At 44.6% G+C, this 26884-nt stretch carries 28 protein-coding genes; 9 read left to right on the top strand and 19 right to left on the bottom strand.

The window, feature by feature from the left end; genetic code table 11:
* Nucleotides 1-2 precede the first annotated feature (2 nt).
* Nucleotides 3-500, bottom strand: coding sequence for a M48 family metallopeptidase (locus L3V36_RS02255; protein WP_208774213.1), 498 nt, complete (start codon nt 498-500; stop codon nt 3-5).
* A gap of 153 nt (nt 501-653) precedes the next feature.
* On the opposite strand from L3V36_RS02255, the gene L3V36_RS02250 reads away from it, so the two are divergent.
* Nucleotides 654-890 carry a glutaredoxin family protein gene (locus L3V36_RS02250; protein WP_004734934.1) on the top strand — a complete coding sequence of 79 codons (237 nt, stop codon included), beginning with the start codon at nt 654-656 and terminating at the stop codon, nt 888-890.
* 89 nt (nt 891-979) lie between these two features.
* On the opposite strand, the gene L3V36_RS02245 is transcribed toward L3V36_RS02250, so the two are convergent.
* Nucleotides 980-1852, bottom strand: coding sequence for a LysR substrate-binding domain-containing protein (locus L3V36_RS02245; RefSeq protein WP_208774211.1), 873 nt, complete (start codon nt 1850-1852; stop codon nt 980-982).
* 110 nt (nt 1853-1962) lie between these two features.
* Here L3V36_RS02245 and L3V36_RS02240 point away from each other — a divergent pair, with 110 nt between their 5' ends.
* Together L3V36_RS02240 and L3V36_RS02235 are read left to right on the top strand one after the other, a co-directional pair.
* The gene (locus tag L3V36_RS02240; RefSeq protein ID WP_208774209.1) at nt 1963-3162 is read left to right on the top strand and encodes an MFS transporter; all 1200 of its coding nucleotides are present in this window, start codon (nt 1963-1965) and stop codon (nt 3160-3162) included.
* A gap of 85 nt (nt 3163-3247) precedes the next feature.
* Nucleotides 3248-3814, top strand: a complete 567-nt coding sequence (locus L3V36_RS02235; RefSeq protein WP_009846920.1) for a DUF1415 domain-containing protein — start codon at nt 3248-3250, stop codon at nt 3812-3814.
* A gap of 16 nt (nt 3815-3830) precedes the next feature.
* On the opposite strand, the gene L3V36_RS02230 is transcribed toward L3V36_RS02235, so the two are convergent.
* On the bottom strand, nt 3831-4901 hold the full coding sequence (locus L3V36_RS02230) for a diguanylate cyclase (RefSeq protein ID WP_017089284.1): 1071 nt from the start codon (nt 4899-4901) through the stop codon (nt 3831-3833).
* Nucleotides 4902-5114: 213 nt separating this feature from the next.
* On the opposite strand from L3V36_RS02230, the gene L3V36_RS02225 reads away from it, so the two are divergent.
* Nucleotides 5115-5690 carry a nucleoside triphosphate pyrophosphohydrolase family protein gene (locus tag L3V36_RS02225; protein WP_017059167.1) on the top strand — a complete coding sequence of 192 codons (576 nt, stop codon included), beginning with the start codon at nt 5115-5117 and terminating at the stop codon, nt 5688-5690.
* A gap of 189 nt (nt 5691-5879) precedes the next feature.
* Here the strand turns inward: L3V36_RS02225 and L3V36_RS02220 are convergent, their stop codons facing one another.
* The 5 genes from L3V36_RS02220 to gntH form a co-directional block, all read right to left on the bottom strand.
* The gene (locus L3V36_RS02220) at nt 5880-6368 is read right to left on the bottom strand and encodes a GNAT family N-acetyltransferase (RefSeq protein ID WP_017068284.1); all 489 of its coding nucleotides are present in this window, start codon (nt 6366-6368) and stop codon (nt 5880-5882) included.
* Between the two features lie 287 nt (nt 6369-6655).
* Nucleotides 6656-6835 (bottom strand): hypothetical protein, encoded by a 180-nt coding sequence (locus L3V36_RS02215; protein WP_004734908.1) that lies wholly within the window; start codon nt 6833-6835, stop codon nt 6656-6658.
* 170 nt (nt 6836-7005) lie between these two features.
* A complete protein-coding gene (locus tag L3V36_RS02210) occupies nt 7006-7533 on the bottom strand; it encodes a hypothetical protein (protein WP_208774207.1) in 528 nt (175 codons plus the stop codon).
* A 185-nt stretch (nt 7534-7718) separates the two neighbouring features.
* Nucleotides 7719-8234, bottom strand: coding sequence for a hypothetical protein (locus L3V36_RS02205; RefSeq protein ID WP_102500584.1), 516 nt, complete (start codon nt 8232-8234; stop codon nt 7719-7721).
* Between the two features lie 125 nt (nt 8235-8359).
* Nucleotides 8360-9985, bottom strand: a complete 1626-nt coding sequence (gene gntH, locus L3V36_RS02200) for a guanitoxin biosynthesis MBL fold metallo-hydrolase GntH (RefSeq protein ID WP_017068281.1) — start codon at nt 9983-9985, stop codon at nt 8360-8362.
* 193 nt (nt 9986-10178) lie between these two features.
* On the opposite strand from gntH, the gene L3V36_RS02195 reads away from it, so the two are divergent.
* From L3V36_RS02195 to L3V36_RS02185, 3 genes are all read left to right on the top strand, one after another.
* Complete coding sequence (locus L3V36_RS02195; protein WP_017078016.1) at nt 10179-11018, top strand: LysR family transcriptional regulator; 840 nt, start codon at nt 10179-10181, stop codon at nt 11016-11018.
* 98 nt (nt 11019-11116) lie between these two features.
* Nucleotides 11117-11818 carry a hypothetical protein gene (locus L3V36_RS02190; protein ID WP_208774204.1) on the top strand — a complete coding sequence of 234 codons (702 nt, stop codon included), beginning with the start codon at nt 11117-11119 and terminating at the stop codon, nt 11816-11818.
* A gap of 59 nt (nt 11819-11877) precedes the next feature.
* A complete protein-coding gene (locus tag L3V36_RS02185) occupies nt 11878-12111 on the top strand; it encodes a hypothetical protein (protein WP_208774202.1) in 234 nt (77 codons plus the stop codon).
* A gap of 105 nt (nt 12112-12216) precedes the next feature.
* Here the strand turns inward: L3V36_RS02185 and cydX are convergent, their stop codons facing one another.
* The 7 genes from cydX to L3V36_RS02150 form a co-directional block, all read right to left on the bottom strand.
* Nucleotides 12217-12324: a cytochrome bd-I oxidase subunit CydX gene (cydX, locus tag L3V36_RS02180; RefSeq protein WP_208774200.1), complete on the bottom strand. Its 108-nt coding sequence runs from the start codon at nt 12322-12324 to the stop codon at nt 12217-12219.
* 10 nt (nt 12325-12334) lie between these two features.
* Nucleotides 12335-13471, bottom strand: a complete 1137-nt coding sequence (cydB, locus tag L3V36_RS02175) for a cytochrome d ubiquinol oxidase subunit II (protein WP_208774198.1) — start codon at nt 13469-13471, stop codon at nt 12335-12337.
* Between the two features lie 12 nt (nt 13472-13483).
* On the bottom strand, nt 13484-15070 hold the full coding sequence (locus L3V36_RS02170; protein WP_208774195.1) for a cytochrome ubiquinol oxidase subunit I: 1587 nt from the start codon (nt 15068-15070) through the stop codon (nt 13484-13486).
* Between the two features lie 142 nt (nt 15071-15212).
* Nucleotides 15213-16643, bottom strand: coding sequence for a PLP-dependent aminotransferase family protein (locus L3V36_RS02165; protein WP_208774193.1), 1431 nt, complete (start codon nt 16641-16643; stop codon nt 15213-15215).
* A gap of 221 nt (nt 16644-16864) precedes the next feature.
* On the bottom strand, nt 16865-18343 hold the full coding sequence (locus tag L3V36_RS02160) for a lytic polysaccharide monooxygenase (RefSeq protein WP_208774301.1): 1479 nt from the start codon (nt 18341-18343) through the stop codon (nt 16865-16867).
* 375 nt (nt 18344-18718) lie between these two features.
* Nucleotides 18719-19078, bottom strand: coding sequence for a DUF6559 family protein (locus tag L3V36_RS02155; RefSeq protein WP_017092613.1), 360 nt, complete (start codon nt 19076-19078; stop codon nt 18719-18721).
* Between the two features lie 165 nt (nt 19079-19243).
* Nucleotides 19244-20170 carry a LysR family transcriptional regulator gene (locus L3V36_RS02150; RefSeq protein ID WP_108189215.1) on the bottom strand — a complete coding sequence of 309 codons (927 nt, stop codon included), beginning with the start codon at nt 20168-20170 and terminating at the stop codon, nt 19244-19246.
* A 184-nt stretch (nt 20171-20354) separates the two neighbouring features.
* Between L3V36_RS02150 and L3V36_RS02145 the strand changes: the two genes are divergently transcribed.
* Complete coding sequence (locus tag L3V36_RS02145; RefSeq protein WP_208774191.1) at nt 20355-21290, top strand: NADP-dependent oxidoreductase; 936 nt, start codon at nt 20355-20357, stop codon at nt 21288-21290.
* A 26-nt stretch (nt 21291-21316) separates the two neighbouring features.
* Nucleotides 21317-21730: a RidA family protein gene (locus L3V36_RS02140; protein WP_065605314.1), complete on the top strand. Its 414-nt coding sequence runs from the start codon at nt 21317-21319 to the stop codon at nt 21728-21730.
* A gap of 53 nt (nt 21731-21783) precedes the next feature.
* On the opposite strand, the gene btuD is transcribed toward L3V36_RS02140, so the two are convergent.
* The 4 genes from btuD to L3V36_RS02120 all read right to left on the bottom strand — a co-directional run bounded on the left by btuD (nt 21784) and on the right by L3V36_RS02120 (nt 26761).
* Complete coding sequence (btuD, locus tag L3V36_RS02135) at nt 21784-22542, bottom strand: vitamin B12 ABC transporter ATP-binding protein BtuD (protein ID WP_208774189.1); 759 nt, start codon at nt 22540-22542, stop codon at nt 21784-21786.
* The gene (gene btuC / locus L3V36_RS02130; protein WP_102547887.1) at nt 22529-23524 is read right to left on the bottom strand and encodes a vitamin B12 ABC transporter permease BtuC; all 996 of its coding nucleotides are present in this window, start codon (nt 23522-23524) and stop codon (nt 22529-22531) included. Before btuC ends, btuD begins: the two co-directional genes overlap by 14 nt.
* A 133-nt stretch (nt 23525-23657) precedes the next feature.
* Nucleotides 23658-24686, bottom strand: coding sequence for a succinylglutamate desuccinylase (locus tag L3V36_RS02125; protein ID WP_108189212.1), 1029 nt, complete (start codon nt 24684-24686; stop codon nt 23658-23660).
* A gap of 278 nt (nt 24687-24964) precedes the next feature.
* The gene (locus tag L3V36_RS02120; protein ID WP_108189211.1) at nt 24965-26761 is read right to left on the bottom strand and encodes a M3 family oligoendopeptidase; all 1797 of its coding nucleotides are present in this window, start codon (nt 26759-26761) and stop codon (nt 24965-24967) included.
* Between the last annotated feature and the right edge of the window lie 123 nt (nt 26762-26884).

The raw sequence follows: 26884 nt of genomic DNA, 5'->3' as shown, positions 1-26884 counted from the left end.
GGCTACTTCTTTAAGTCTAAATTCATCATGAATAAACGGGCATCTAACTCAAGTTGATGATATTCCGGCTCCATGTGACAGCATAGTTGGTAAAAGGCTTTGTCGTGTTCTTTCTCTTTGATGTGCGCCAGTTCATGCACCACCAGCATTCTCAGCAAAGGTTCTGGTGCATTTTTAAAAACACTGGCGATACGAATCTCGTTCTTCGATTTGATCTTTCCACCGTGATTCTTCGCGACGTAAGAGTGCAGACCTAATGCATTATTAATTAGGTGTATCTTACCGTCATAAATCACTTTACTGATCGGTGGCGTTTTTTTCATGTAGCGATTTTTAATCTCAATCGCATAGTCAAACAGGGCTTTCTCGCTTTTGATTTCATGATTCTTTGGGTAGCGAGCTTCAAACCACGGCACCAATTTACCTGATTCAACAAGTTGAGTTACCGGGTCGAGAATGTGCTTCGGGTAGCCTTGAATATAGCGTAAAGAAGGATGCATGCTGAAAGACCGTACAAGTTACACCACGACAATATGTTGTGGTCTTGAAAATTGAGCCGCATAGTGTAACTGATCACACTTTTCTAATCACCTAGGATTCGTTACACTTTAGCGAGATTCACCAAGAGCTACACTCAAAAAGAGATTGTAAAAATGAAACGTGTTGTATTGTACGTCGCAGACAAATGCCCGCACTGTAAAGATGCACAACGCTATTTGGATTCGAAGAAAATTGAATATCGCCTAACGAATGCAAAAATGCAGCGTGGCCGTAAAGAATTACAGGCGATGGGTGCTCGCTCTATCCCTGTGCTGAAAATCGGTGACCAAGTGATGGTCGGCTGGAATCAGAAAAACTTCGATAAGATGTATAACTCAAAGAACACCTAACGTGCTCTGAGCCAGTCATACTTCTATACAACAAAGCCCGAATATCCAATCTAGGATACTCGGGCTTTGTTTATTTAAATCTTACTCAATCACACATACCGCTTAACGAAATCAATAAAGGTTCTGTCGGCTTTCGACAAATACCCTTCCTTTCTCCAGGCCAAAGATAGATTCAGTTTTACAGGGTCTTTAAATGGCACGCCTATCACGTCTTTCTCATATTCCGTCACTAAGCTCAACAGCGCGGTGATCGCAAACTCTCGTTTAACGATAGAAAGAATCATCGGGAGCAAGTTGGTTTCAAACGCAATGGTCATATCAAGATCGTACTTCTTACAGGTCGCATCAATAAAATCGCGGTGGAAATAGCCCGATTTGAACATGATCAGCTCTTGAGCAAAGAATTCTTCAAAGGTCATCGAAGGCTGTTGTGCTAACGGATGCTCCTTACCGACAACGGCGACCATCTCAGAACTTAACAGATGATCCGTTTCCAAATCATCAGGCACGTTCTCATGATTAATTACACCAATATCGAGTTCGCCGTTTAACAACATTTCACGAATAGAAGCGGTGCCTGCATCGATCAAGGTCAACTTTAGGTTTGGGTATTGGCTTTTAAATGCCATCACGACTTGCGGGAAAAAGTAGCTCCCCATCATACTTGGTGCTCCTAAACGCACCTCTCCTTTCTCTAACCCCTTTAACTCGTTCATCGCGAGCTGAGTATCATCAAACTGCTGGGCGATTCGCTTCGCATGCTCGAACAACACTTTTCCCTCTTCCGTTAAGGTGACGGATTTATCGCCTCGACGAAATAGAATCAACTCCAATGTCTGTTCTAGTTTCTTAATGGAAATACTCAATGCAGGCTGTGCGATATGCAGCGCTTTGGCCGCCTGAGTAAAATTACCAAACTGAGCAACGGCCAGAAAATGTCGAAGAGGTTTTGATTCAAGCATGGCGATATATTTAATATATAGAGGTGATATTTTTAATATATTTCTTTAATCACACTTGTGCTGATAACTTGTTCACAAATAGCTTACTTACTCGCGCAGGCACAACGTAAATGTTTGATAAAGGCAGTCCTCAATACAAACGCATCACCCAATCATTGGCAATTGGCTCGTTTATCATTTTCTGTAACCTTTACCTCTTTCAGCCAATCTTGCCGCACATGGCGGAGCACTTCCAAGTATCTGAAACTCAGATCAACTGGCTGTTTGCCGCGACAACGCTGGGGCTTTCCATCAGTTTGGTGCCTTGGGCAATCGCTTCTGAAACCTTTGGCCGAAAACCCATCATTCTGTTCAGTCTGTTCGCTATTCCTTTGATTGGATTGAGCATGGCGTTCACAACCACTCTACTGCAACTTGTTATTGCCAGAGCATTCATGGGTGTCGCAGTCGCTGCTTTTGCGGGCGTGGCGGTTGCCTATATGGTCGAAGAGTTATCACCCAAAGCATTCGCAGTCGCGATCGGCGGTTATATTGCGGCTAACTCACTAGGTGGAATCTTCGGGCGTGTACTCGGGGGCTTAATCACAGATTACTTTGACTGGCACGCTACGGTATTGTTTTTCGTTGTCGGCTCTTTGCTTGGCGCACTCTATATTGCTTATAGCCTGCCTGACCAACAAAACTTCAAACCTCAGAAAGGGTTGTTCTTTCATCATAACCGCTCGGTAGTGATGCATTTAAGAAACCGTACCTTGTGGCTCGCGATGTTGATTGGTGGCGCTAACTTTGCCCTGTTCGTTAACTTGTATTCAGTAATGGGCTTCAGGCTAGTATCTGCGCCTCACTCGGTACCCGTTGGTTTAGCTTCACTGATATTCCTATGTTATCTGGCCGGAACGGTAAGTTCTAAGCTATCCAACAAATGGACACTTCGCTTTGATCCGTTAAACGGAATATTGATGGGCGTGTGTATTAGCTTAATCGGAATGCTAATTTCTGCCGTCGACAAAGTCCCGTTCATGTTAGCAGGCTTGCTATTGATTAGTGGCGGCGCGTTCTTCGCCCATACCCTTGCCTACTCTTGGGTAAGTCAAAAAGCACCGAGCGCTAAGGCAACGGCAACCGCTCTTTACTTAGTACACTATTACATAGGCGGGAGCTTAGGTGGTTTCTTACTCTTGTATTGCTGGCAACTGTTCGGTTGGAATGGCGTGATTGCGGGCGGTTCAATCTTCTATGTTGCGATATTTGCTTGGGTCTATCAGTTGAAACAACTTCAAGGATCAACCTCGAAGCTAGCTGAAGCTTAAGTAACACAAGCTGTCTGATTGAATTATTGCTTTTGATTGACGTCCGTTCTGATATCCTACGCAAAATTTCATTTCGGAACCTGTTATGTCGAACACTCAAAGCACAGATCTTCAAACCATCCACGACCAAGTAAAACAGTGGTTAGACGATGTCGTTATTGGCCTAAACCTGTGTCCATTCGCAGCCAAGCCACAACGTAATAAACAGATTAAGATCTTTGTGAGTGAAGCAAATACGGAAGAAGCGTTGTTGGAAGACATCATGACGCATTTCGTAGAGTTAGATAACACGCCAGTCGCCGAGTTGGAGACAACTTTGGTGGTTGTACCTAACATGCTGCAAGATTTCTTCGACTACAACATGTTCATTGATTGGATTGAAGCGTTGATCAAGCAAGAAGATTGGGAAGGCGTTTACCAAGTGGCAACCTTCCACCCAGACTATTGTTTTGGTGGTGCGGATCCAGAAGACGATGAAAACCTAACGAACCGTTCTCCGTATCCGGTTTACCATTTGATTCGTGAAGCGAGTATGGAAAAAGTGTTGAAGCACTACCCTAACCCTGAAGCGATTCCTGATACCAACATCGCGAGAGTTGAATCTTTAACTCCTGAAGAACGTCGTCAACTGTTCCCTTACCTGTTCAGTTAATCGCTAACAAGATGGCTCATATTCCTGACCGTTCTTGATGATATGGACGAGAAATGAACTGATCTCGTCCATTTTGTTTCGCAATGTACAGGCATTCATCGGCAACTTTGATGAGCTTATCTAACGCCGACATCCTTTCCCCTTTGGTATCCCCTGTACTCAACTCAAAATGACACGCACCGATTGATATAGTGACTGGCTTTCTATCAAGCGTGATTTTCTTCATCTCTTGTAAAAGAGTCATGAACTTATCTTCAACACAACTTGGGGTTTTATTGGGGTACCAAAGAATGAACTCCTCGCCACCAAAGCGCGCCACAAACTCACCTTCTTGAGTGTTATTGCTCAGCACGTTCGCCACTTTCTTTAAGACAACATCACCCATTTGGTGGCCATAAGTGTCATTGACCTGTTTAAAGAAATCGATGTCGACAACGGCCAAGGTTCCCTTTCCTAAAGATCCTTTTAACTGCTCCACTTCTGCATTCAACGTTTTGAACAAGCAACGTCTATTCGGCAAGTGTGTCAGAGGATCGTACAGAGCTTGGTACTCTAACTTCTCATTCAGCTCTTTGAGTTTTCGTTCTTGCTGCCTTCTAACCAGTTCCACTTCGATCCATGAGGCCATTAACCTCATAACGTCGATATCGAACTCTTTGAATTCACGATGATAAGGAGCCGGGCTTGAAAAGTTTAAGGTGCCATAAAGCTCATCATTAACGAAAATCGGGATGCCAATATAAGACTCTAAACCAAAAGACTGGTAAGCGGGATGCGTCGCATACTTATCGTGTTTGCCACAATGCTCTATGCAGATAGGACCAATCGATTTACAGGTAATTTCGCAATAGGTTGAACGATAATCAAAGATATCGCCACTATTGAGTTCAACCCCTTCAGGTGTGACAGAGTGTTCAACTAAGTAAGTATTACCCTCGACTTTAGATAAAATACCGATATCAAGGTTGAAGCGTTCAAGCCCCATGATAAGCAGCTGAGCGATCTGAATATCGAAGCCCTTCCGGTAATCATTGGTGATTTGATACAAGCGACGTATAACAATTTCGCTTTCACTGGCTTGGTTCATAAATGAGGTCCCACTGCAGCCGAAGTTAATGGCAACATTAATATTTGGTATATTAAGAAGAGTAAAGTGTAAAAAAACATAATAATCAATTGGTTTGTATGCAAAATACCTCATTGGTCCAATGAATAAAAGTCGACTTCTTCGACTTTGCGTTAGCACCCTATTCCTAGCTTTGGTAAAATAATCCATTAACGAAACAGAATGGATAGGAAAATGAACCTTTCTCAACTAAGCCAAGAAATCTACGATCACCTTTACCGCGACATTGAAGAGTTCCGCAGTACTTTTGATCTGCCTGTTGCTGCTCCTGAAACAATGGACGAAAAGGGCGATACGCTACATACCTCTCTAGCGATCGAAGAACTGACAGAACTTGCAGAAGCTGACTCAAAAATCGAACAAGCGGACGCTATTGTAGACAGCGTTTATGTTTTGATGGGGCGTCTGGTTCACCTTGGCCAAGCTAAGGTTGAAGACAACCTAGCAATCAGCTACCTGATCGACCTGCTATTGAATGTTTCTAAAAACCGCTCAATTGACTTCTTACCTTGCTGGGACGAAGTACACTCAAGCAACATGAGCAAAGTATGTCGCAACGAAACAGAATACGCTGAAACAGAAGCCTTCTATGCTGAGCAGAACATCAAGCTGATGGCGGTTCAAAAAGGCGAATACATCATCGCTAAGTGCGCGGAAGATTTCGTATCTGAAGGCAAGACAGTTCGCCAAGGTAAAGTACTAAAATCTGTACACTACCGCCCTGCGAACCTTGAGCCACTCACGGCTTAACTAAGTTTACGACTGAACTGAGGTTAAGACTGGTTGTCTAAACCGGCCAGCGCACCAAAATAGTAAACGCCACGTTTAAATAACGTGGCGTTTTATTATCTGTCAGTTAATTCTAACTGTGTTAATCGTAGCTTTGTGTTAAATGCAGCCGAGTGTCAGGTGCACCTGTATGTTAATTGTAGCTAAATGCTATACCAGTCGCGCCATGTGGTAAGCCGCCACATATTCGCCATTTCTGAAAGCGAACCCTGCGGACTCTCCTTCAATCACGAAACCGAACTTCTTATACAGGCTGATCGCTCTTTCGTTATCGGTGTATACCGTTAACTCCATTCGTTTGATGTTAATCCAGTTATCACACAAGTCGATCGCGGTCGCGAGCAGCTGACTACCCACACCTTTGCCTAACACATCGTCTTTAACACCCATACCAAATGAAGCCACATGTCGTCTTCTTGGATTCACACACACTTCCATTCCCAAGTTGCCAACAATCTCATCGTCGATCATCGCGACATACGAGTACACGTTGTCAGGCATATTAGAGATTCGTTTTTGCCAGCTTTCCAGAGATGGATTTGGGAGTTGCAGCGTACCGGTATAAGCATTAGTGCATTCGTAAACTTCTTTGATTCCCTTTGCATCTGACGGTTCAGACCGTCTCACTATAATACTCATCGCAACTCCTACTATTTTCATCGCTAAATATGAAACACATCCTTAATGTGCACCTAGACACACTATCAAATAGTAAATATTTAACAATAGGTTAGATGAAATTGTTTCAAATTAAGGAATTAGCAAGTGGAGGGAAACAGTATTTTGACGAAGGCGTATTAATAATATGGTTTTACTTGTAGTGGCTAACGGAAAGTTTCCGATGGAGAGAGTAAAGACTAGGTTATTATGTTGATGTGATATGGACACAAAGGTATGTGCCCATATTGTTTAACTAGCTCTCTTGATTAGTCACGTTCACATTGAACTTGCATGACTTTAAGGTCCGTAGCATTGAGCTTCTTAGCTAACGCTGCGCCTTCTTCATTACATTGCTCAAGAGTCGTAAATTGGGTGTTAACTTCCATTTCTGCTGTGCTGTCAGCGCCACCCATCATTAGGCTTAGAATCAGTGTGAGTTCGTACATAAAATAATCCTCTTTCGAGCTTTCAAAGCATCCATTCGAATAAGATAAAGTGACTAGAATCCGCCCTAATTCACTTGTTTCGTTTGAGATAATTCTAGTCATTCACTCGAATCGAGTCTTACCATTTTGTGCCAAGAGGTAACAAAGTAAGTACGCTTATCTTATTGGGCTTAGTTGATACTGAGTAAACGACCTCGTTCGATATCTTGCTCAAGCACCTCTGGTGTCAAGTCGCCATGTCCATGGTGATCGTGATTATGGTTATGGTTATGGTTATGGTTATGTCCATGATCGTGGCCGTGTGAATGACTTTGATGTTCATTTGATCTTTGAGCTAACTTATCTGAATCCAAATAAGTGTCAGTCAAATCAGCACAATAATCTTGAGTCCATAAGCGACGAGCGTCGTCATCACTCATGATTTGCTCAGCTTTAGGGCCCAACTTATCCATGTAGTACATCCCCAACTCCTCACCTTCTACATTGGCGTGGTTGATAAGGTTCATAAACGCAGGCTCTTGATTCTCATCTGATAGATGACCATTTTTGTAACACACGGTTAGACCAATAATGTCGTCGCCAAGTTGCTCTAATTCAGGGTTAAAATGATTGTGACTGTGATTATGTTCGGCAGCGGCGACAAGCATTGGAGTAAGTAAAACACATGCGATAGCCAGTAGCTTAATGGTATTTTTCATAGGATAGACCTTCTGTATTTTCGAATACAAATTTGATTAGTTGGCTGACTTAGCTTCTTGTGAGGTGAGCTAAGCTGAGGGGAACTTCAAGACCATTTCAGCCTGAGTACCCCTCTGTCTCACTACAAATAATCAATATGATTGGATAACGAGGCTCGATATAACGAGTGTTCTGTAGACAAAAATCACTTATCAACTACGATTCTTGCTGGTGCGATGGTGTAAGTCATTGGCTTCACCTCCCATTCACCTTTTGCTTCCAATGCAACCGCTAGTGCTTGCGCCTCTTCACATACCTTCGCTGGTTTTCCGTCAGCCCAGTATGATGGGCCCGAGGTGTAGCCGCACATTACTGAAAACGTGTGTTGCCCATTCTTTGTGGTGTATTCCGTCATAATGACACCACCTTCTCCATGCGTTATTTTTAGCGAGCCTTCATCGGCTACATGCATTGCATCGGAAGGGTTCGGTTTGACATACGTTGTGTAGGTCCCGCCATCAGACATGGATTGGTTGTCATACATGGTGTAGCCTTCTTTTTTTGAAGGTAAGGTCAGTTCGTAGTTAGGATCAATATCCGCTAAACGTTCTGAGTTATTCGTCGCACCAGGTTGATAGTTGTGAGCATTGGATTGTCCGTTAGCGAAAACAGACGCTGACACTAAAGATAGAATGACGACCGCTAAAATTGATTTTTTCATAATGAACTCCAGATATTCTAAGCAAAGAAGTTGTAAGCAATAGCTTTATGATTGAGTAAGATAATGGGTTTGTTTACCTAACTTTTTAGGATGTGAGGGCAATATCAGCCCTCACTGCAAATACCCTATTTGTTATCGGTTCCTGCTCCTTCACCAGGCTCAGTTGGACGACTTACCGACTTGCGCTCAAGGTTGTGGTGAGCACGCACTCTATCCATGTATTCTTGCTTGGTGTTCATACCTTGCTTCATTGCTTCTGGTACTTGTTCAGCTGGGATCACGATGTCACGGTCGACAGGCCACTCTGTTAACAGCTCTGGGTGGTAGCCTTCTGGGTAGTACAGTTTTGGATCCAACTCTAAATCACGAATCTCTTGTTCTTGTATGTCTTCACGGCTGTTTTTCGGCAGCGGGATTCTAAAGTCAGACCCATCGGCCATATCAAATTGTGGCGCTCTCGCATTCGGGAAGTCAGGTAAAATACCTTCACGAACCCACGCATTATCTTTAGTCATGTTAACGACAATGCCATCTGGCGCACCGAAGTGGTAAGGCCCTTGCCAATGGTGGCGAACCTCTGCAACGGTTTCCTCATTGAGATATGGGTCGAATGTCATGTGCGTTGTCATGAACAAGCGCGGTTGTACTTCATTCGCCACATAACCCGCCGCGTACGCTGGTGTATGGTGAGTATCAACGGTGTAACGAGCTAAGAATGGCGGCACACCTTGAATAATCGAAGACACACCAAACGTTTCGGTTTGCAGCTCAGTAATGAACAAGTCTGCACCTTTTGCGTATTTCAAATCCAACTCGGTTGGGCGACCGTCTCCTGTCCAAACAAACGAAAGCACTCGACCGTCATCTTGAGTCCAATTCAAGCGGTAACCAGACGCGCCATCTTTTGCGTGACTGCGTCGCCAGTGAATCACTTCCACATTGTCTTGGTCATAGATAACGCCACCGTCGTCGCGGAAATCAAACTCGTGTACCACTATGTCGTTGCCTGATGGGAACACATCAAATGCATCGGTGTGCCAGTTCAACATTTGCTGCATGCCTTCAATCATATGACGAGTGCCATATTCTGGGGTCGCACCACTCGGACCATAAATGTTAAGCGGCTTTTCCCAGCGACCATTCCAACCACCAAATTGATACAGGTAAGGTAACGAGCCGTAGTGATCTACGTGTAAGTGAGTAATGAAGATATGGTCGAGTTCATTCATCGCGACACCCGCCGCTACGTAGTTCGCAATTGATCCTTCACCCAAATCAAAGACAAAGTTAGAGCCGTTACCCAATTCGACGTATATCGAGGTGTTTGCCTGCCCCGGGCGAATCATTGGTGATGTCCCCATGAACGTGACACGCATTTCATCCGGTTGAACTTCTTCAGTTCGTGGGAACCAGTTGGCGCCCGACACCATGTGATCTCCATAAGGTGCAATGCCCTCAAACATCAGGCCTTCTTTCCAACCTGAATTGGTTTCTTTGCGATAGTCACCATTGTTTACACCGCCCATTAACACAGAAAGCACTTCTTCTTCTGAAGAGTACAAGTTCCCCTTAGGTTGAGTGCTCAGATACTCTTCAAGGGTTTCACCCTCGTGATATTCAAATTTCTCGAGTTTTTGAATATCAGAGTTAGTCTGCTTGGTGTTGTATTGCATCATTGGGTCAGCAGCAAAAGCGGTTGTCGTGATGATCATTGCTGTAGAGATGATTGATAATTTTGCGAAAGTTCTCATAGTTTCACCTATCGGTCTGAGTATTTAGTAAATGAATGAAGTTCCTTCCTCACTCCGATGCAAACAAGTTTATTAATAAACAGAACCTTGATATATAGTGTAAACTTTACTTAAAACCTCCATTTCATTTATGAGTTAATAACGACTCCACCATGATTTGGATGAGTGGCAATAAGAATAGAGGGAACTGAATTTGGACCTTAATCTACTGACGACATTTTTGGCCGTTTACAAACACAGCTCTATCACCGTGGCATCAGAGCAGCTCGATATTTCTCAACCCGCGGTAAGCGCGGCTATTAAGAGACTCGAAGGTGTCGTGGGCAAGGCTTTATTTGTGAGAGAAGGACGAGGTATCGCGCCCACTGGAGCAGCGGTATCACTCGCTAATAAGATAGAAGACCCATTGAACATCATTGGAACGGTTGAGCAGCAAAAGAATGACCTTAAAGTCTATTGCACAGAGAGCTTGCTTCATTTCGTTAGCCAGGTTGAAGGCGTAAGCTTTACGGAAGCGCCGCTCGAAGAGGAAGAACTGTTTGATGCGCTTACTGCACAAAAAGTGGATATCGTCATTGATGTACTTTCGAGTAAGAAACACTCATTGATTGAAGAAACCATCGTCGATGAGGAGCCCGTGTGTCTGACTCGAATCAACCACCCTCGAATTGGTGAGACACTGAGTAAAGAGGAGTATTTCCAAGAGGAGCATATTGCGCTCAAGATCAAACGCGCCAACATGAACACAGTCGAGTTTTTATCAGAGAGCGATATCGAGCCGAGAAAAGTCAGAATTGAAACCAGCTCAATTTCAAGCATGCTGATTTTGGCAAGCACGACAGATTATATCGCCGCTTCTACTCGTTCTTTTGCAGAAATGCTCGCACCAGCGCTTGGCTTACGCGTTCACCCTATCCCCATCAAATTGAAACCGCTCACGTTTCGAATGCTCTATCACCGCCGTTATGCTAATGACGAACAGCACATCAAAACCCGTGAAGCAATCAAATCAGCATTAAGGAAACATAAATGAAACTGAGGTTTTAACTAAAGTTAACCCTATTAATATAAATTCAGTTTAATCACATACTCTCCAGCAAGTTAATTCAATAGAACGACACTGGAGAATCCATGAAAAAACTTAACCTTATTGCTCTACCACTTACGTTACTCAGCAGCGCAGCGTTTGCGACTTCGACTCAAGTTTACATCGAACAAAACGTTGCCTCTAATGCTGCTGATTACGGTGTCTACACCACAGAAGCTGGCGCATTAATCGATACCTCAGAAAATGGACAAGTCTATATAGGTTTTGATGACCAAGGTTGGTTAGCAGCGGGTTACGGCCACGACTTTCACATCAGCGAGTCCTTCACGTTCAACCTATACGGTGAACTCGGTAAATGGGACAACGGTGAAGAGTTATTAATCGAAGGTATTATCGATTATCAAGTGAACGACAACTTCAATGTATTCAGTGGATTGGGATATAACCAGTCAGGGCAAGTACCCGAAAAACTAAGCGACACCACGATCAACACCAATAAGTTCATCGCCGGTGCGGGGTATTCTCTCGCAGGTTGGGATTTAGCTTACCAATACACTCACGAGAACCGTGACGGATCCAATGTTGGCACCGATCTCATTGACCAAGACGATTACCGCACTAACGAACACGAAGTCGTCCTATCAAAGAGCATTGACGACTGGACACCCTACGTGAAATACACCTACTTCAATACCAACGAGGGTGACTTACAAATTGGCGGTGGTCCAATGATACCAATCGACAACGACAGCATCATCACACTTGGTTTGTCTTACGACTTCTAAATATCTCAGATTCAATTCTCATAGGCAGATGGATTTGCCCACCTTTCGAGGGCACTACTATGAAAATTACTTCTCAACGTAACAAAGTCATTAATATCGCTGCAGCGATCAGTATCGTTTTGTTTTCTGCGATTCCCACCTACGCAACTGCTGATCACTTAGATTTCCATTATCTAGAGTCGAGTTATCTAGAAACCAGCTATCTAGACTCCTCCTCCGTCGAATTCATGACACCAGATTTTGGTCAGGGGTATCTTAACGATGAGATTAAAGAAAACCTTACTCTGGAATAATTCTTCAACACATTACAAAACGTAAAAGACCAGAAACTCACACTTCTGGTCTTTTTATATAGCTCTTGTTTTCTATATAACTCTCATCTTCTTATAGAGCCCTGCTCAGCGATTAGACTCCGTTTCTGAATCACCTTTTTCTAGGCTGATGACATTCAAAACCGCAAATGCACAGGCTAGGAATAAGCCCAATATCCAAACAAAATACCACATGAAAAACTCCTTAATACAGTGAATGGCCATTACGTTCGACATACTCGCTATCGAGTCGCCCAAACATGGTTCGATAACTGAACGCGGTATAACACAGAATGATTGGCACCATCACGAATGCTACGCCTGTCATGATGTTCAAGGTCAGTTCGCTCGATGTTGAATCCCACAGCGTTAGGCTATTACTCGGGTTAACGCTAGACGGGATAATGAACGGGAACATCGAGAAACCCGCCGTTAAGATGATGCAAGCGTTAGTCAGGCTTGAACTAATAAAAGCAATCGCATCCCACTTCAACCTTACGCCAATCAAAGCCAGTAATGGAATAGTCACGCTGCCGATCGGTGCAAACCACATCCAAGGGTACGTATCGAAGTTGGTTAACCAAGCGCCTGTTTGTGTGATGACTTCTTTGTTCAAAGGATTCGAAGCCGAGCTATGATCCATCGCACTGACTATCACATACCCGTCAATATGGTTTATCGCCATACAGCCAATCACCATAAGGAAAGCGACAAATACAGCACTCGCCTGCGTCACTGTTCTTGCCTTTTTGTACACTGCGTCTGTGGCTTTCATCATCAACCACGCACCGCCTTGTAACAGCGCCATCAATAACCCGACTAGACCACACAAAAGCGCGAATGGGTTGATCAAATCGATAAACGAACCATGGTACTCAACCATCAAGAAACTATTGAGCGTAAAAGGTAAGCCTTGTATCAAATTGCCAAACGCCACCCCAAACAAGATAGGAGGGAAGAAGCCTGAGAACGAAATTGCCAAGTCACATACTTGTCGCCACTGATCGCTGTCGATCTTTGCTCGATACTCAAGCGCCAAAGGACGCAACCACAATGAAATAAGCACCAAATACATCGCCACATAAAGGCTTGAAAACGATGTCGCATAAACCAGAGGCCAAGCCGCAAACAACGCACCACCTGCGGTAATTAACCACACTTGGTTGCCGTCCCAATGGGGCGCGATAGAGTTGATCATGACTCGTCTTTCAGCGTTCGTTTTACCAATAAACGGCAACAACGCCCCCACTCCCATATCAAAACCATCGGTGATCATAAAACCAATCAGCAGTACACCAATCAGAACCCACCAAATTAAACGCAATGTGTCATATTCGAACATCAGTCAGTCACCTTATTGTTGAACTTTTTGTGCCAATTTGGCTTCAAGCGAAGTTGTATTTTGTTCATAGTGATAGCGGCCCGCTTTTAAACTGCTTGGGCCTTTTTTAGCCACGGTAATCATCAAGTAACTTTCAACAATGATGAATACGGTATATAGGCTGATAATGAGAGCAAGAGACGTAAGCAGGTTTTCAACGGTTTGAGAAGAAGCCGCTACCGTCACAGGAAGAATTTCACCTACTGCCCAAGGCTGACGGCCGTATTCCGCAACAAACCAGCCAGCTTCAATCGCAATCCAAGGTAATGGAATTGACCATAGCGCCGCTTTCAGTAACCAAGGCTTTTGCGTAATGTTTTTACGGTAGGTTTGCAGGAAGGCCGCACCAAAAACAAACAACATAATGAAGCCACAACCCACCATGATTCGGAATGACCAGAAAAGTGGCCACACTGTTGGAATGGAATCATCTGCCGCTTGTTGGATTTGCTGTTCAGTCGCATCGGTCACGGTATCGGTGTAACGCTTAAGTAATAAGCCATAGCCGAGATCGTGCTTGGTTTGATCAAAGGCTTGTTCCGTCTCATAAGAGGTGTCGCCAGCTCGTAAACGCTCTAGCAATTCATAAGCGATGATTCCGTTGCGAATGCGGACGAGGTGTTGGTCTCGTAGGTCATGAAGACCAGTGACTTGCTCATCCAAAGATCGCGTTGCAATAATTCCCATCACATAAGGGATTTTGACCGCGAAGTCGGTTTTGCCTTCTTCTTGGTTCGGTAATCCAAACAAGGTAAACGCCGCAGGTGCAGGTTCTGTGTGCCATTCAGCTTCAATAGCGGCCAGCTTTACTTTTTGAACATCGCCCAGTTCATAGCCCGACTCATCACCTAATACGATCACCGAGATAATAGAAGCAATGCCGAACGAAGCTGCGACAGCAAACGAACGTTTTGCAAAAGCAACGTCACGACCTTTAAGCAAATAGTAAGAGCTCACACCAAGGATAAACATTGAGCCACAGGTATACGCTGAGGCCACGGTATGCAGGAATTTAACTTGAGCGACAGGGTTGAGCACCACTTCGGCAAAGCTGATCATTTCCATACGCATAGTTTGGTAATTGAACTCTGCTCCAATCGGATTTTGCATCCAACCATTGGCAACCAAAATCCAAAGTGCAGAGAAGCTTGAGCCCAGAGCCACTAGCCAAGTCACTACAAGGTGTTGGCGTTTCGATAGCCTTTCCCAACCGAAGAAGAACAATCCAACAAAGGTGGATTCTAGGAAGAACGCGACAAGCGCTTCGATGGCTAAAGGTGCACCGAAAATATCGCCAACATAGTGAGAATAATAAGACCAGTTGGTGCCAAACTGGAATTCCATGGTTAAACCGGTCGTGACACCCAAAGCAAAGTTAATGCCGAACAGTTTGCCCCAGAAGCGGGTCATGTCTTGATAGATTTGTTTACCGGTGAGTACATAGATCGACTCCATGATCGCCAGTAAACACGACATACCGATAGTCAGAGGGACGAAAAGAAAGTGGAACATAGCGGTTAGCGCAAACTGTAAACGCGACAATTCAACTACATCAAACATTTAAGCTCCAAACATCATAATGATGGCTTTCATATTAAGAATTGGAGCGTATTTCAGCACAGTTCTCGCGAACCAAACTAGAACAGATTGATTGTTAAAAAACAGAACAGATTTACTTATTAGACGAACGACTGGTCAGAGTTTAGCTGCAACTATTGGCTTGCAATTCCATTGTCTGAATCAAGCCGCCTAGTGTTTGAATGGCTTCTGCTATTTTGTCGTCACAAGCGTACGAACAGTTGAGTCGAATGTGATGAGAGAACTTTTTGTCACTGCTGAATATGATTCCCGGAGCGACAGAGATGTTTTGTTCAAGGGCTAGCTCATACAGCTTCTCAACACAAACAGAGTGAGGCAGTTCTATCCAAATGAAGTAGCCACCTTGGCTTTTATGAATCAGAGCACTCTTAGGCAAACTGGATTCTAACAATGCTATATGCGCCTTCTTCCTTTCATTCAAAAGCTTGCGAAGTTTTTTAAGATGGTTGTCATAGCTATAAAATGTCAGATAGTGAGACAAGCCAAGCTGAATCGGAATACTGCTCGAGAGCGTCGAAAGGTGCTGCAATCTCTGAATCTTTAACGCTTGTTTCCTTGCAACTACCCAACCGATTCGAAAGCCAGGCGACAATGATTTGGAAAACGAACCACACAACATGATTTGCTCGCCAGTGTCATAGGCTTTAGCAGGCAATGAGCTTTGATTACCAACGTGCAGTTCTCGATACACATCGTCTTCGATCATCGGGATCTTATGTTGGTTCACCAACTCGGCCAATCGCTGCTTGTTGCCATCACTCATCGAATAGCCTACTGGGTTTTGCGACTCTGTCATGAACCAGCACGCTTTGATGTCCATTGAAGCGAAAACCGACTCCAACACATCTAAATCAATCCCTGTTGTCGGGTCTGTTGGAATCTCAACAGCAGTGAGGTTTAGCCTTTCTATGGTCTGTAACACACCATAAAACGCTGGGTACTCGATAGCGACTAAGTCACCCGGTTCGGTACAGGATTGCAGGCATAGATTAAGCGCTTCCATCGCCCCAGAAGTAATCACAATATCGTCAGGCAGTACGTTCAAGCCTTGAACTTGATAGCGTTGGGCAATTTGTCTACGAAGTGTTTCACTGCCTGGAGGTAAATTAGTGAGCATGCTGTTATCGGGCATTTGGCGGCTGGCATTGGCTAAACTGCGCGACAATGCTTGATGCGGAAACAGAGCAGGATCTGGGAATGCCGAGCTAAGTGGAATGATGCTAGGGTCTTTGGCACGTTGGAGCACATCGTAAAGCAAATCACTGATTTTAACGGGATACGGCTTAATGGCTTTTTGTTGTGCGAGTTCTGAGGTGAACACATTTCTACGCGGTAACACGAAATAGCCGGACTTGGGCTTTGAGCGGACATAGCCTTGATCTTCAAGCTGCTGATAGGCTTGCAGTACCGTCTCGATACTGAGTTTATAGCGCTTACACGCATCTCTAATTGATGGGATCTTCTCACCACTCAACCAGATATTTTGCTCTATCTGATTCTTAATTGTATTGGCGAGTATCTGTGATTTTTTCATCAAAAAGTTCTTTCTTATCCAGTGCGCTTAAGCTTCCCGAACTCCCGATATTCAAAGCATTCGAGGTGAACTGAGCATTCGAGGTAAACCAAAGCCCTACCCTAAACGCAATTCTCTTCACGGTCGACTTGTTTATTTCTCCCATAAGAAAAGACACCACACTCATCAATAGAGTGTGGTGTCTTAGTTATTACTTTAAAGCTAACTAACGTTAATTGAGATTAGTTGGCTGGACGCCACACGCCCCACTGATCATTTTCGTAGGTCGCTTTAGGGTTTGTACCACCTTGAACCCACCATTGTGCTTTCCATGACTGGTTCGAGTAAGTCACAACTTCGCCACCTAGGTAAGTCGCTGATGAGTCCCACGTTCCTGGGTCTGGCGTAGGGTCTGGGTCAGGAGTCGGATCAGGAGTCGGATCAGGATCCGGCGTTGGATCTGGGTCTGGTGTTACGCCACCGTCATCGGCAATCACTTCAAAAGTGAAGGTTTCAACACTCTCGCTTTCAATAGAGCTAGCCATAAACGATAGAGTTTCGTTTGCAGTGATGCCAGTGGTATCAACTACGATAGAATCCGTGCCATTGTTTTGAATGCTTACTGCAGAACCTTGAGTTTGAGTCAATGTCGCCGCTTCACTTGTTGCAATCACAACCTTATCGCCAGCATTCACTACATTGTCACTCTTCACTAGCTCGTAGATGTCACCTTTCAATGGTTCAACACCACCGTCGCCACCGTCAATCAGCGTTAACTGACCAGAAGCACGGCTATCTTTTGAGTTGAAGAAGTTACGTGAAGGGTCGTTTTGGAAATACATGTAGTGCTGCATTTCAGCGTGCCAGTCACCAATGAAGATCGCGCCATCCTTAAACTCTTCGTGCCAGCCGTTAATTTCTGAAGCCAACAAACGAGCCCAATCGTTAACGTTTGAAGCGTCGATAACGATGTCGAAGCTACGCGCTACTTCACCGTACTTGTTGATGATGTCGTACTTAACGGTGTCGCCAACTTGTGGAGTACCAAATTGGTCAGAAACAAACAGGTCGCCACGGACTAGATCAGGCTCAGGACCCGGCTCTGGTGGAGGGGTTGTACCACCTGCGATAGTGATGTCAGAACAGTTATAGAAGCCTTCACCCGCGGCATCGTCACGTTGCCAACGTACGTATAAGATTGCGTCGCCAGAGCGGTCTGAAGGAATCGTCACGTTGATACGGTATTTGCCACCGCTTACAGGAACATTCCCCACTTCTTGGATAAGATCTAAGTCCCCCCACGCTAGGCCTTTGCTCAGGTCTGCGTTCGGCTTCGTTAGGTAGAACTCCCAAAATGAAGGGTTGTGTGGTGCAGTCGCGTTGAATACATATTCAAATGTACCAGTATTTAGCTCGGTTCGAGTCCAGCCTGTATGAGGTGCACCCATGCCGCGTTTTTGCGAATCATTGGCGTAACATAACGTGCCGTCAGGAATCGCCGCTTTTACAGCATTGATGTTGTTGAAATCTTGGATATTTTTCGCGTACTCGTTACGTTGAACGAACGGGTATGAACCAGAAATATCTTTTGCTTGAGCACATGCAGCATTTGGTGGTGTACCTGACCAAACCCCTCCTTGCTCGTAACAGGTGTTCTGACGTGCACTTGGAAATTCAGACCAACCATGAGCATTTGCCACTGACGGCACACTCGATAGCATAGCCATACCCACTGCTATTTTTAGAATATTATTATTTATTGTTGTCACTTTCCCACTCTCTATTATTTTACCCTAAACACAAAACCAATTGGTTACTAATCAACCAGTACTGCAATTCGAGGGTTTATAGTTTCTGACTTAAAGAACAACGAAAAATATATACGTCAATTTTATCAATAACAGCGGGTTTTATATTGATAGGAATCAGCATCACACAACTCAAACAAATGCGTTGTAGATAGATGATGTTGCTTCGAATTATGACATTTCAGTATTCTGTGTTGATTGAGGGAACATTATTCAAAATGAATAAAAAAGCGGCTTTATGATTAAGCCGCTTTGGGGATATAAAGGCGTTAGGTAGTAAGAAGATATTTAATAACGGCTATGCATGCCCATGCGATGTGACATGTCATCGTCCATGCGACCGCCTTTCCAACCACCGCCACCCAAAAGATTGAGCACATCACGCGCGGTGTAATTCTCGCCGCCGAAGAAATCATTAGACACATCATTACGTAACAGCTGGATAGTGGGAACCAATTCAACATCTAAATCTTGTGGATCAGCAAACAAAGCCAATGCGATTTGTTGTTGGCGCTTACTCAATTCACGAGAACTCGTTTCTACCTGACCAATCGAGAAAAAGTCACGGCTTCCATAGCTCTTTACCAACCTTGCAGACAGTAGCTTAATAACCTTTTTGATCCTTCGTCGCTGAATATATCTAAACACTCTAATTCCCCTTCCAATTTACAAATATCACATCAAGTGTTGTTCAGATTTGAGCAACACTTAGAATGTCACTCTTAATGACGATGCTCAATATATAACGTCAGTAATATACTGATTAACAATGCGAAAAAGCAATTTCGAGACGAATACTCTTTGCACCGCTTCTCATTGAAACGGATCAAAAAGTAAATTCTTAGGCAAACCATGGTTCAGAACACTAAGCACTTTCTCACGCAACCATAACGTACCTTGATCACGTTGATGGCGCACATGCCAAGACATCGAAATGGGCCCCGGCGGCATGGTGAATGGCGTTTTCTTAATCACCAGATCTCCCTTGCTCACGCTCTCCAATATTATCGGTAATGGAATCGTCGTGATCATGTCAGTATTGATTAACAACCTAGGTATGGAGTAACAGTGGTTCACCGTCATGGCGATGCGCCGTTTCATTCCCTTCTGTCCTAGTAGCATGTCTACCCCGCCTGTCGCCTCACCTGATAACGAGAGCAACAAATGATCAGCACTAGCAAAAGCACTTAGCGATAGCTCTTCACTAGCCAACGGGTGATCGGCACGCATTGCACACACAAAGTGATTATCAAACAGATGTTGAGTTTGTACTTGAGCTGAATTGCCTTCGAAATAATCCAAGACCATATCGACATCGGCACTGAGTAATAACTTTTCTCCATTGACGTTGTAAGGTACGGCGTGAATATTAACGTCTGGCGCTTCACGCTCTATTCGTTGCTTTAACGGCAACCAAAACAGATCTGCCATCCAATCTGTAGTCGCGATTCTAAACGTGCGCTTTAACGTCGCAGGATTAAACTCATCACGCTCAGTTGCAATCCGTATTGATTCTAACGGCTCTCCAATCGTTTTCCACAACTCGACGGCGTAAGGGGTTGGGCGAATCCCTCTTCCTTGTTTCACGAATAAAGGATCTTTCCAAGCATGGCGCATTCGAGAGACTGCGTTCGATACCGACGGTTGCGTCATCGACAATCGTTCTGCAGCCACTGTAATCGAGCTTTCCTGCATGATTGCATCAAAAATGACCATTAAATTCAGATCGACATTCGCCATCTTACTTGCCTAATTACACAGGGAGTTAGTGAATGAGTATCGACAAACTCATCATATTAATCAATGCATATTATACCAATCATCAATTAGACGATAAGTAACAAGTTGGGCAAAGTGAGTTCCACAAGCAGATTAACCCGCTGTTAGAAAAACAAATCAGATGACTCACTTATAAGGAAATACGATGAAAGCCGTGTATTTAGAAGAGTATGGAAGTGCGCAGAACTTAACGTTCGGCGATATAGCTAAACCCACCATCACCCCAAATCAAGTGCTGATCAAAGTACAAGGCGCGGGGGTAAACCCTGTCGACTGGATGGTAAGAGAGGGATTCTTACAGGCTAGCGGTCAACATGAAATGCCACTCATTGTTGGCTGGGATGCAGCAGGGCAAGTTGTCGAAAAAGGCAACAATGTAAGCAACCTCAAACTTGGGGAGCAGGTCTATGTATATGCGCCCATTTCTGAACAAGGCGCCTACGCCGAATATCTTGCTGTCGATAGTGATTTAGTAGCGAGAGCGCCCAAGTCTCTCGACATCGTGACCGCTGCAGCAGTGCCATTGGCCGCAACAACAGCATGGCAAGCACTTGTTGAAGGCTGCCAACTCAAAGCCGGTCAACGTGTCCTTATTCACAATGCATCCGGAGGTGTAGGCAGCTTTGCGGTTCAAATAGCGAAAGCGCTCGGGGCTTATGTTATCGGAACAGCATCATCTAGCAACAAAGCCTACTTAATGGCTTTAGGGGTCGATCAATTCATCGATTACCAAACTCAACGCTTTGAAGACCTTGTTGATGAGTTAGATGCTGTGCTCGTCGCTGTTGGGGGTGATGGCATCGCGGAGCGTTCACTCGAAGTCGTACGAAAAGGTGGCAACGTAGTTTCACTGTTAGATGACATTGAAAGCGCATTACCACTGCAACTCGGCGTAAATTTTCAACGTTGGTGGGTTTCACCCAATGCCAGAGATCTACAACGTATTGCCGCTTTAATTGATGATGGCGTAATTAAAGTGAACATCGATAAGGTGTTCCCACTATCTAAAGCCGCTCAAGCACAGGAGTTAAGTCAATCGAAACGTGCTCGTGGCAAAATCGTATTGGAAGTTTCGCTGTAAACACGATCAAGTAAAGAGAATATAAAATGGCCATTAAACAAGCTTTTCGTAATAAGAACCTACCCGATATGAGCAATGCGTTTAGTTGGGGACTGAAACTAAGTGAGTTCAGCGAAGTATTCTTTGTAACAGGACATGCTGACTGTAACCCGGACTTTATTACTCAACACCCTAATGATCCTGTTGCTCAAACACGATTGATTTTAGACCAAATGAAGGCATTTTTAGAAGAAGCTGACTTTAGTGTTAACGACATTGTCAGGACGGATTGGACATTTACCAACGAAGTAAACTCTGCACAATTCGAAGGTATTGCTCATGTCTGGGAAGAGTTTTTAGGGGATGTTGAAGTAAAACCAGCGACAGGCACGTTGCGCTATGTTCAGCGTTTAGGGATGCCAGATATGATGGTTGAATATGAGATGATGTTAGCCCGATAACTGCCGAGCTTTCCAATCCTAAGATTCAACCGTCTTACCCAAACGATAAAGGCTTAACCAAACAACAGATAAGTTTGATTATCGACTGAAATACTTTTGACTTCAGTGTTGAACACGGACTCTAGCTGTTCAGGCGTAAGAACTTGTTCTGCACGACCTGATGCTTGAAGTACACCTTTGTCGAGCAACAACACTTGGTCTGCATGTCTTAAGGTCCGGTTTAGGTCGTGGTTAGCCATGATCACGGCGATGCCCTTCTCTGCCACTCGTTCAATGAGTTTGTAGAGTAACGCTTCTTGCGCAATATCTAGTGGAGCTGCGGGTTCATCGAGGATCAGCAGCTTTGCGTATGGATTAAGCGACGGCCAAATTTGCAGGCACATTCCGGCCAAACGAACGCGTTGCCATTCACCACCAGACAGTGTCTGAATTGAACGATGAAGTTTGTCTGTGATGTCCAACATTTGGCTGATTTCGTCCAAAGCTGCGTTGATTTCAATATCAAGTCCGTGTGAGGAGCTTGGCAGTGACAACGCTAGGTATTGGAACACTTCTAAGTTGAAGGCAGGTCTTGCACTTTGACAAAGATAAGCACGATGTAATGACAAGTCTTGCAGTGATAATACTGACAAGTCTTGTCCGTCGAGCTTTATATCACCTTTGTAGCCATCACCAACGCCAGATATCGCTTCGAGTAAGGTACTTTTGCCACTGCCATTAGGACCGATGACATGAGTCACCTGCCCTTGCTTGAGCTCAAATGATAATGGTAATAAACGAGCGCCGACGCTCAGGCTCTTAATTTGAATCATGATTTTTAATTAACATCCAAATGAAGATAGGCGCACCGATACTGGTGGTCATCACACCCAAGGGGAGTTCTGCTGAATCTAGTAAAGTTCTTGCACAAATATCAGCAAACACCAGTAACGCGGCACCTGCAACGGCAGACAAAGGAAGAAGGTATCGGTTATCGGTACCAATCGCTAAACGGAGTAAGTGTGGCACAACCAAACCCACAAAGCTGATCACGCCACCTAACGCTACTGCGCAACCTACTAAAATAGACACAGCGAAGATTAGACGCCAACGTAATCTCGGAACGTTCACGCCTAACTGCGCAGCATGGGTCTCGCCAATCATCAGTTTGTCTAGCTTGCTACCTTGAAGGCACAGCCAGATAATAACGGGGATCATTACTAACGTGAGCGAGTGTTGGTACCAAGTTACACCACCCAAGCTGCCCATTAGCCAATACATCAATAAGCGTAGGCTTAAGTCATCACTAAAATAGAACGCCCATGTCACCATCGCTCCTGAAAGAATGCCCAACGCGACACCCACCAGCAATAATTTAGCCGTAGTCAGTCGCATCGTCTTGACCATGCTCACTAGAATCACGGTAAAACAGAGCGAGCCTAAAACGGCGGCAATCATGAACAGTTCTGGTGTAGGAGCAAACGGTAAGAAGAACAGTACGATAACCATCGCCAAACTTGCGCCACCAGAAATGCCGAGCACACCTGGCTCTGCTAATACGTTACCCAATAAGACTTGTAAGCTTGCGCCAGATACAGCTAACCCTGCCCCGATGGCAATAGCCGCCAATAATCGAGGTAAGCGTAAATCAATCAGTAGTTTTTGTTCTAACGTGGACAAGGTACCCAGAGGGGAAATGAAAAGATCGCCAACCATTAGGTAAATCGCACTCAGCGCGACAAGCAGTGCTGTCATCAGATAAATGGCTCGGGTCCATTTGCGCTGTTTTTGGTGAAGAAGTTGTTGGAAATCCATATCAAGCTACTTTGAAATTGTTCGCGTAACCTTACCTGTATCCCTAAATAAACTCAAGGCTCACACCGTAATGTGAACCTTGATATTTCAACCAGTTGAGCGGTTGTTTTCGTCGCTTTAACCCGGCTCGGTATTAATCGTACACAAGCTGACCGTGGTCGAATCGTGTTTCAACTTCGCACACCATTAAAGCCGCTCGTTGACCGATAGCCACGTTACGATTTGGGAATACCACCGCTTCGTTTTCATTCTTCGCCATCAATGGCTTATCACCATCATGACCAAACACTTCACCGTGCTTGAATGCCGTAAAGTTTTCTACGTCATCAGAGAACATGAAATCAAAGTCATCGTGCAAACGAACAATGGTTCGGCTTACGCGATAAGTAATGGTTTTCTTTGGTAAATGCTCTGGTTCTATTTCAGCAATCAGATTGCGCATTGCCAAATCGAAAGCCGTTAGCTTATCAAGCTGGTTCTCACCAATTCGTGCTACCTGCCCTAGCTCCATTGTCAGAGCTTGCGCTTCGAAGTTTTCAGCGCTGTACCAACTGAAAGTGCTCGTTGGCGCATTCGACAACAACACCGCTTCAACGTGAGCACTGTTAATGAAATCGAACAAGGCTTTACTGCGAACTTCGTGGCGAACCTTAGGGCTTACGGCGAAAGAGTAATGCTTAGACAAACGGATCGCACAGTGCAGATCTAAGTGCCAACGAGTGGCTGGTACCGTTTCCTTGTAAAACTCAGTAACCAAGTACTTGAGGTTCTTCGCGATATCCACTTCTCGATTACTCTCGTGCTGTTTTTCATCAAACAGACGGTTCATATTCACATCAAGAAAACGAGTATGCGCGTTGGTTGCTTCTGGGTGAGCAATGATGAACAAACACCTTGCTGTCACTACTTGGAAGCCTGTTTCAATATCCTCAATGAGCTTGTCTATCAGCTCCATTGGTGAAGTTTCGTCCCCATGAACACCTGTTGAAAAGATGATGTTCTTGGTTTCAGAATTATACTCCACGGGAATCACTTCCAATACACCGCGTTGATGAAGCTTAATTTGAACACCGTTACTCAGTACGGTCTGTCCTGCAACCACTTCTTGCTCAAGATCTAGGCTGTCAAAAAGAAATGATTGGCGAAAGAGGGTCTTCGTCATGCGTTACTCCTTAATTGCACGGCCGTATGTTAATAAATTGTACATAGAAATTGTGTTGCTAGGATCGCACTTATCAATAGAAACTCCGTTATCACTCACAAATACTACCCATATATTTTTATATTACCTGCTGACTTTACTAACCGACATCTGTTCCAAATAACTTTCTCTATTTAAAGCAACTTTTGGCTGTCTCAGCTTTTCTCAAGTCATGTCAGCAAGATAAGAGCCACGTAAGCTAACACAGCTCTTACCTGCCATGAACAGATTGAGATCAATTAATCTTCCTGATCGAGCAATCTTTCAAATTCATCGATTTGAACTTTGACCATGTCGATGCTTTGTTGCCAAAAATCAGCTTGAGTCAGGTCCATTCCTAAGTGCTTTTGAACGACTTCTTCCGCCATCATGCTGCCCGTATCACGAAGCAACGAAACGTAATCGCCGTAGAATTGCTCACCTTTCGCATCGCGCTGAGCGTAAACACCTTTACTGAACAGGTAACCGAACAAGTATGGGTAGTTGTAGAAGCTTACTTGAGAGATGCTGAAGTGCAGCTTGCTCGCCCAGAAGTAAGGATCGGCTTCTGTCATTGCAGCGCCGTACCACTCTTTCCAAGTCGTTTCCATCAGGTCACACAGCTGCTGAGCCGTGAGTTCACCTTTTTCACGCTGCTCGTAGAAGGCTTTCTCAAACTCAAAACGAACGGGAATGTTCACCATTAATGCCAAAGAAGAAGAAAGCTCTTCCCACAGCATTTCAAGTTTCTCATTACGTGTTTCTGCTTGCTTCAATAGATGGTCACGAACGATGTTTTCGGCAAAGATTGAAGCGGTTTCTGCTAACGTCATTGGGTAGCGTGTTTGACACAACGGCATGTCTTTCATCACCCAGTTGTGGAACGCGTGGCCTAGCTCGTGCGCTAATGTCATTAAGTCTGAGCGGCTACCACTCCATGTCATGAACACAAGCGGGGTGCGTGTCGCAGCAAATTTAGTGCAGTACGCACCTAGACGTTTATTGGCTGCTGGAGCGGCATCAATCCAACCGTTCTCAACCATTAATGCGACGAAATCAGCCATCTCTGGATTGACTTCAGCGAAGGCGGTTTTAATCACTTCGATCGCTTCATCAAATGGGTAAACCTTAGATTCAGCATCACCAAGTGGTGGCATGGCTGCTAAATGGTTCCATGGCTTCATTTCATCGAGCCCGTGAACTCTTGCCATTAACAGGCCTGCTTTCTGGCCTACTGCTCGATTAGCTTTGGCTACCGACATCATGGTGTCTAGCGTTTCTGGCACAATTCGGCTGCCGTGTAGGCTTGGATCTAGGAAATGTACATCGCTAATCTTCGAGCGCTTTTTGTTTTCAGTCAGTCGCCAACCCGCCAATGCATTTAGGATCGAAGCAAAAGACTCTTGATGCGTTTTCATCGCGCCTTGAACGGAGCGCCATGCAGGTTCTTGTTTGTCGAATTCGCTGCCGTACAACAGGCTCGCGGCTTGTGAAAAACCTAGAGCTTCGTCTTCACCGTCCAGCTTTAGCGATAGTTTTAAAGAACCGGTTAGGTTGTCGTATAAACGCCCCCACCCATCACGGCCATCAACCTTCATCGCCGCTAACAACTGCTCTTCAGCAACACTGAGTCGGCTGCTTGATAACTTACGTGAGCTTTCAATCGCAAAGCGTTGCCCTGCAACATCCGCACTCTCATGCTCTAATACTGCATCAATAAATTCTGGTTCTGCGTGAATTAGCGTGTCTTCGTAAGGGCTAAACGCTTGAGACATTTCAGAGTTCAGCTTCGCTACACGACCAAGCAGTGCTTTAGCTTCTGTGTGCGTCGCGTCTACCGATGCGTGGCAATTAGCAAAGGTGTTGATTGTGCTCAGTAACGTGCCTGCCGCTTCAGAAGTTTGAATGGCGTTTTGCATCGCTAGGATAATATGACGCTTTTCAACGTGTAGGTACAACAGCTCAATACATTGTTGAATGAGTTCAATGTCCTGTTCGATTTTTGCATCATTAAGATCGCGATAAGCAATGCTTAGATCCCAACTCGGTGTTGTCATGACTAAATTCCTTTCACGTAGGTAGTAATACCAATCTGGTATAGCGGCTGTAAACGCCGCTTTATACTTCTATTTATATTTCTGTTTCTATTTCTATTTCTATTTACAGTTTTAATAGATTGT

This window comes from Vibrio sp. G-C-1 (genome assembly GCF_021728015.1).
Lineage (GTDB): Bacteria > Pseudomonadota > Gammaproteobacteria > Enterobacterales > Vibrionaceae > Vibrio > Vibrio splendidus.
This window is presented reverse-complemented; position numbering and strand designations above follow the sequence as displayed.

Excerpts from the sequence above, each read along its gene's own strand:
- L3V36_RS02255 (WP_208774213.1), bottom strand. The coding sequence starts at position 500 with ATGCATCCTTCTTTACGCTATATTCAAGGCTACCCGAAGCACATTCTC.
- L3V36_RS02250 (WP_004734934.1), top strand. The coding sequence starts at position 654 with ATGAAACGTGTTGTATTGTACGTCGCAGACAAATGCCCGCACTGTAAA.
- L3V36_RS02245 (WP_208774211.1), bottom strand. The coding sequence starts at position 1,852 with ATGCTTGAATCAAAACCTCTTCGACATTTTCTGGCCGTTGCTCAGTTT.
- L3V36_RS02240 (WP_208774209.1), top strand. The coding sequence starts at position 1,963 with ATGTTTGATAAAGGCAGTCCTCAATACAAACGCATCACCCAATCATTG.
- L3V36_RS02235 (WP_009846920.1), top strand. The coding sequence starts at position 3,248 with ATGTCGAACACTCAAAGCACAGATCTTCAAACCATCCACGACCAAGTA.
- L3V36_RS02230 (WP_017089284.1), bottom strand. The coding sequence starts at position 4,901 with ATGAACCAAGCCAGTGAAAGCGAAATTGTTATACGTCGCTTGTATCAA.
- L3V36_RS02225 (WP_017059167.1), top strand. The coding sequence starts at position 5,115 with ATGAACCTTTCTCAACTAAGCCAAGAAATCTACGATCACCTTTACCGC.
- L3V36_RS02220 (WP_017068284.1), bottom strand. The coding sequence starts at position 6,368 with ATGAGTATTATAGTGAGACGGTCTGAACCGTCAGATGCAAAGGGAATC.
- L3V36_RS02215 (WP_004734908.1), bottom strand. The coding sequence starts at position 6,835 with ATGTACGAACTCACACTGATTCTAAGCCTAATGATGGGTGGCGCTGAC.
- L3V36_RS02210 (WP_208774207.1), bottom strand. The coding sequence starts at position 7,533 with ATGAAAAATACCATTAAGCTACTGGCTATCGCATGTGTTTTACTTACT.
- L3V36_RS02205 (WP_102500584.1), bottom strand. The coding sequence starts at position 8,234 with ATGAAAAAATCAATTTTAGCGGTCGTCATTCTATCTTTAGTGTCAGCG.
- gntH (WP_017068281.1), bottom strand. The coding sequence starts at position 9,985 with ATGAGAACTTTCGCAAAATTATCAATCATCTCTACAGCAATGATCATC.
- L3V36_RS02190 (WP_208774204.1), top strand. The coding sequence starts at position 11,117 with ATGAAAAAACTTAACCTTATTGCTCTACCACTTACGTTACTCAGCAGC.
- L3V36_RS02185 (WP_208774202.1), top strand. The coding sequence starts at position 11,878 with ATGAAAATTACTTCTCAACGTAACAAAGTCATTAATATCGCTGCAGCG.
- cydX (WP_208774200.1), bottom strand. The coding sequence starts at position 12,324 with ATGTGGTATTTTGTTTGGATATTGGGCTTATTCCTAGCCTGTGCATTT.
- cydB (WP_208774198.1), bottom strand. The coding sequence starts at position 13,471 with ATGTTCGAATATGACACATTGCGTTTAATTTGGTGGGTTCTGATTGGT.
- L3V36_RS02170 (WP_208774195.1), bottom strand. The coding sequence starts at position 15,070 with ATGTTTGATGTAGTTGAATTGTCGCGTTTACAGTTTGCGCTAACCGCT.
- L3V36_RS02165 (WP_208774193.1), bottom strand. The coding sequence starts at position 16,643 with ATGAAAAAATCACAGATACTCGCCAATACAATTAAGAATCAGATAGAG.
- L3V36_RS02160 (WP_208774301.1), bottom strand. The coding sequence starts at position 18,343 with ATGCTATCGAGTGTGCCGTCAGTGGCAAATGCTCATGGTTGGTCTGAA.
- L3V36_RS02150 (WP_108189215.1), bottom strand. The coding sequence starts at position 20,170 with ATGGCGAATGTCGATCTGAATTTAATGGTCATTTTTGATGCAATCATG.
- L3V36_RS02145 (WP_208774191.1), top strand. The coding sequence starts at position 20,355 with ATGAAAGCCGTGTATTTAGAAGAGTATGGAAGTGCGCAGAACTTAACG.
- L3V36_RS02140 (WP_065605314.1), top strand. The coding sequence starts at position 21,317 with ATGGCCATTAAACAAGCTTTTCGTAATAAGAACCTACCCGATATGAGC.
- btuD (WP_208774189.1), bottom strand. The coding sequence starts at position 22,542 with ATGATTCAAATTAAGAGCCTGAGCGTCGGCGCTCGTTTATTACCATTA.
- btuC (WP_102547887.1), bottom strand. The coding sequence starts at position 23,524 with ATGGATTTCCAACAACTTCTTCACCAAAAACAGCGCAAATGGACCCGA.
- L3V36_RS02125 (WP_108189212.1), bottom strand. The coding sequence starts at position 24,686 with ATGACGAAGACCCTCTTTCGCCAATCATTTCTTTTTGACAGCCTAGAT.
- L3V36_RS02120 (WP_108189211.1), bottom strand. The coding sequence starts at position 26,761 with ATGACAACACCGAGTTGGGATCTAAGCATTGCTTATCGCGATCTTAAT.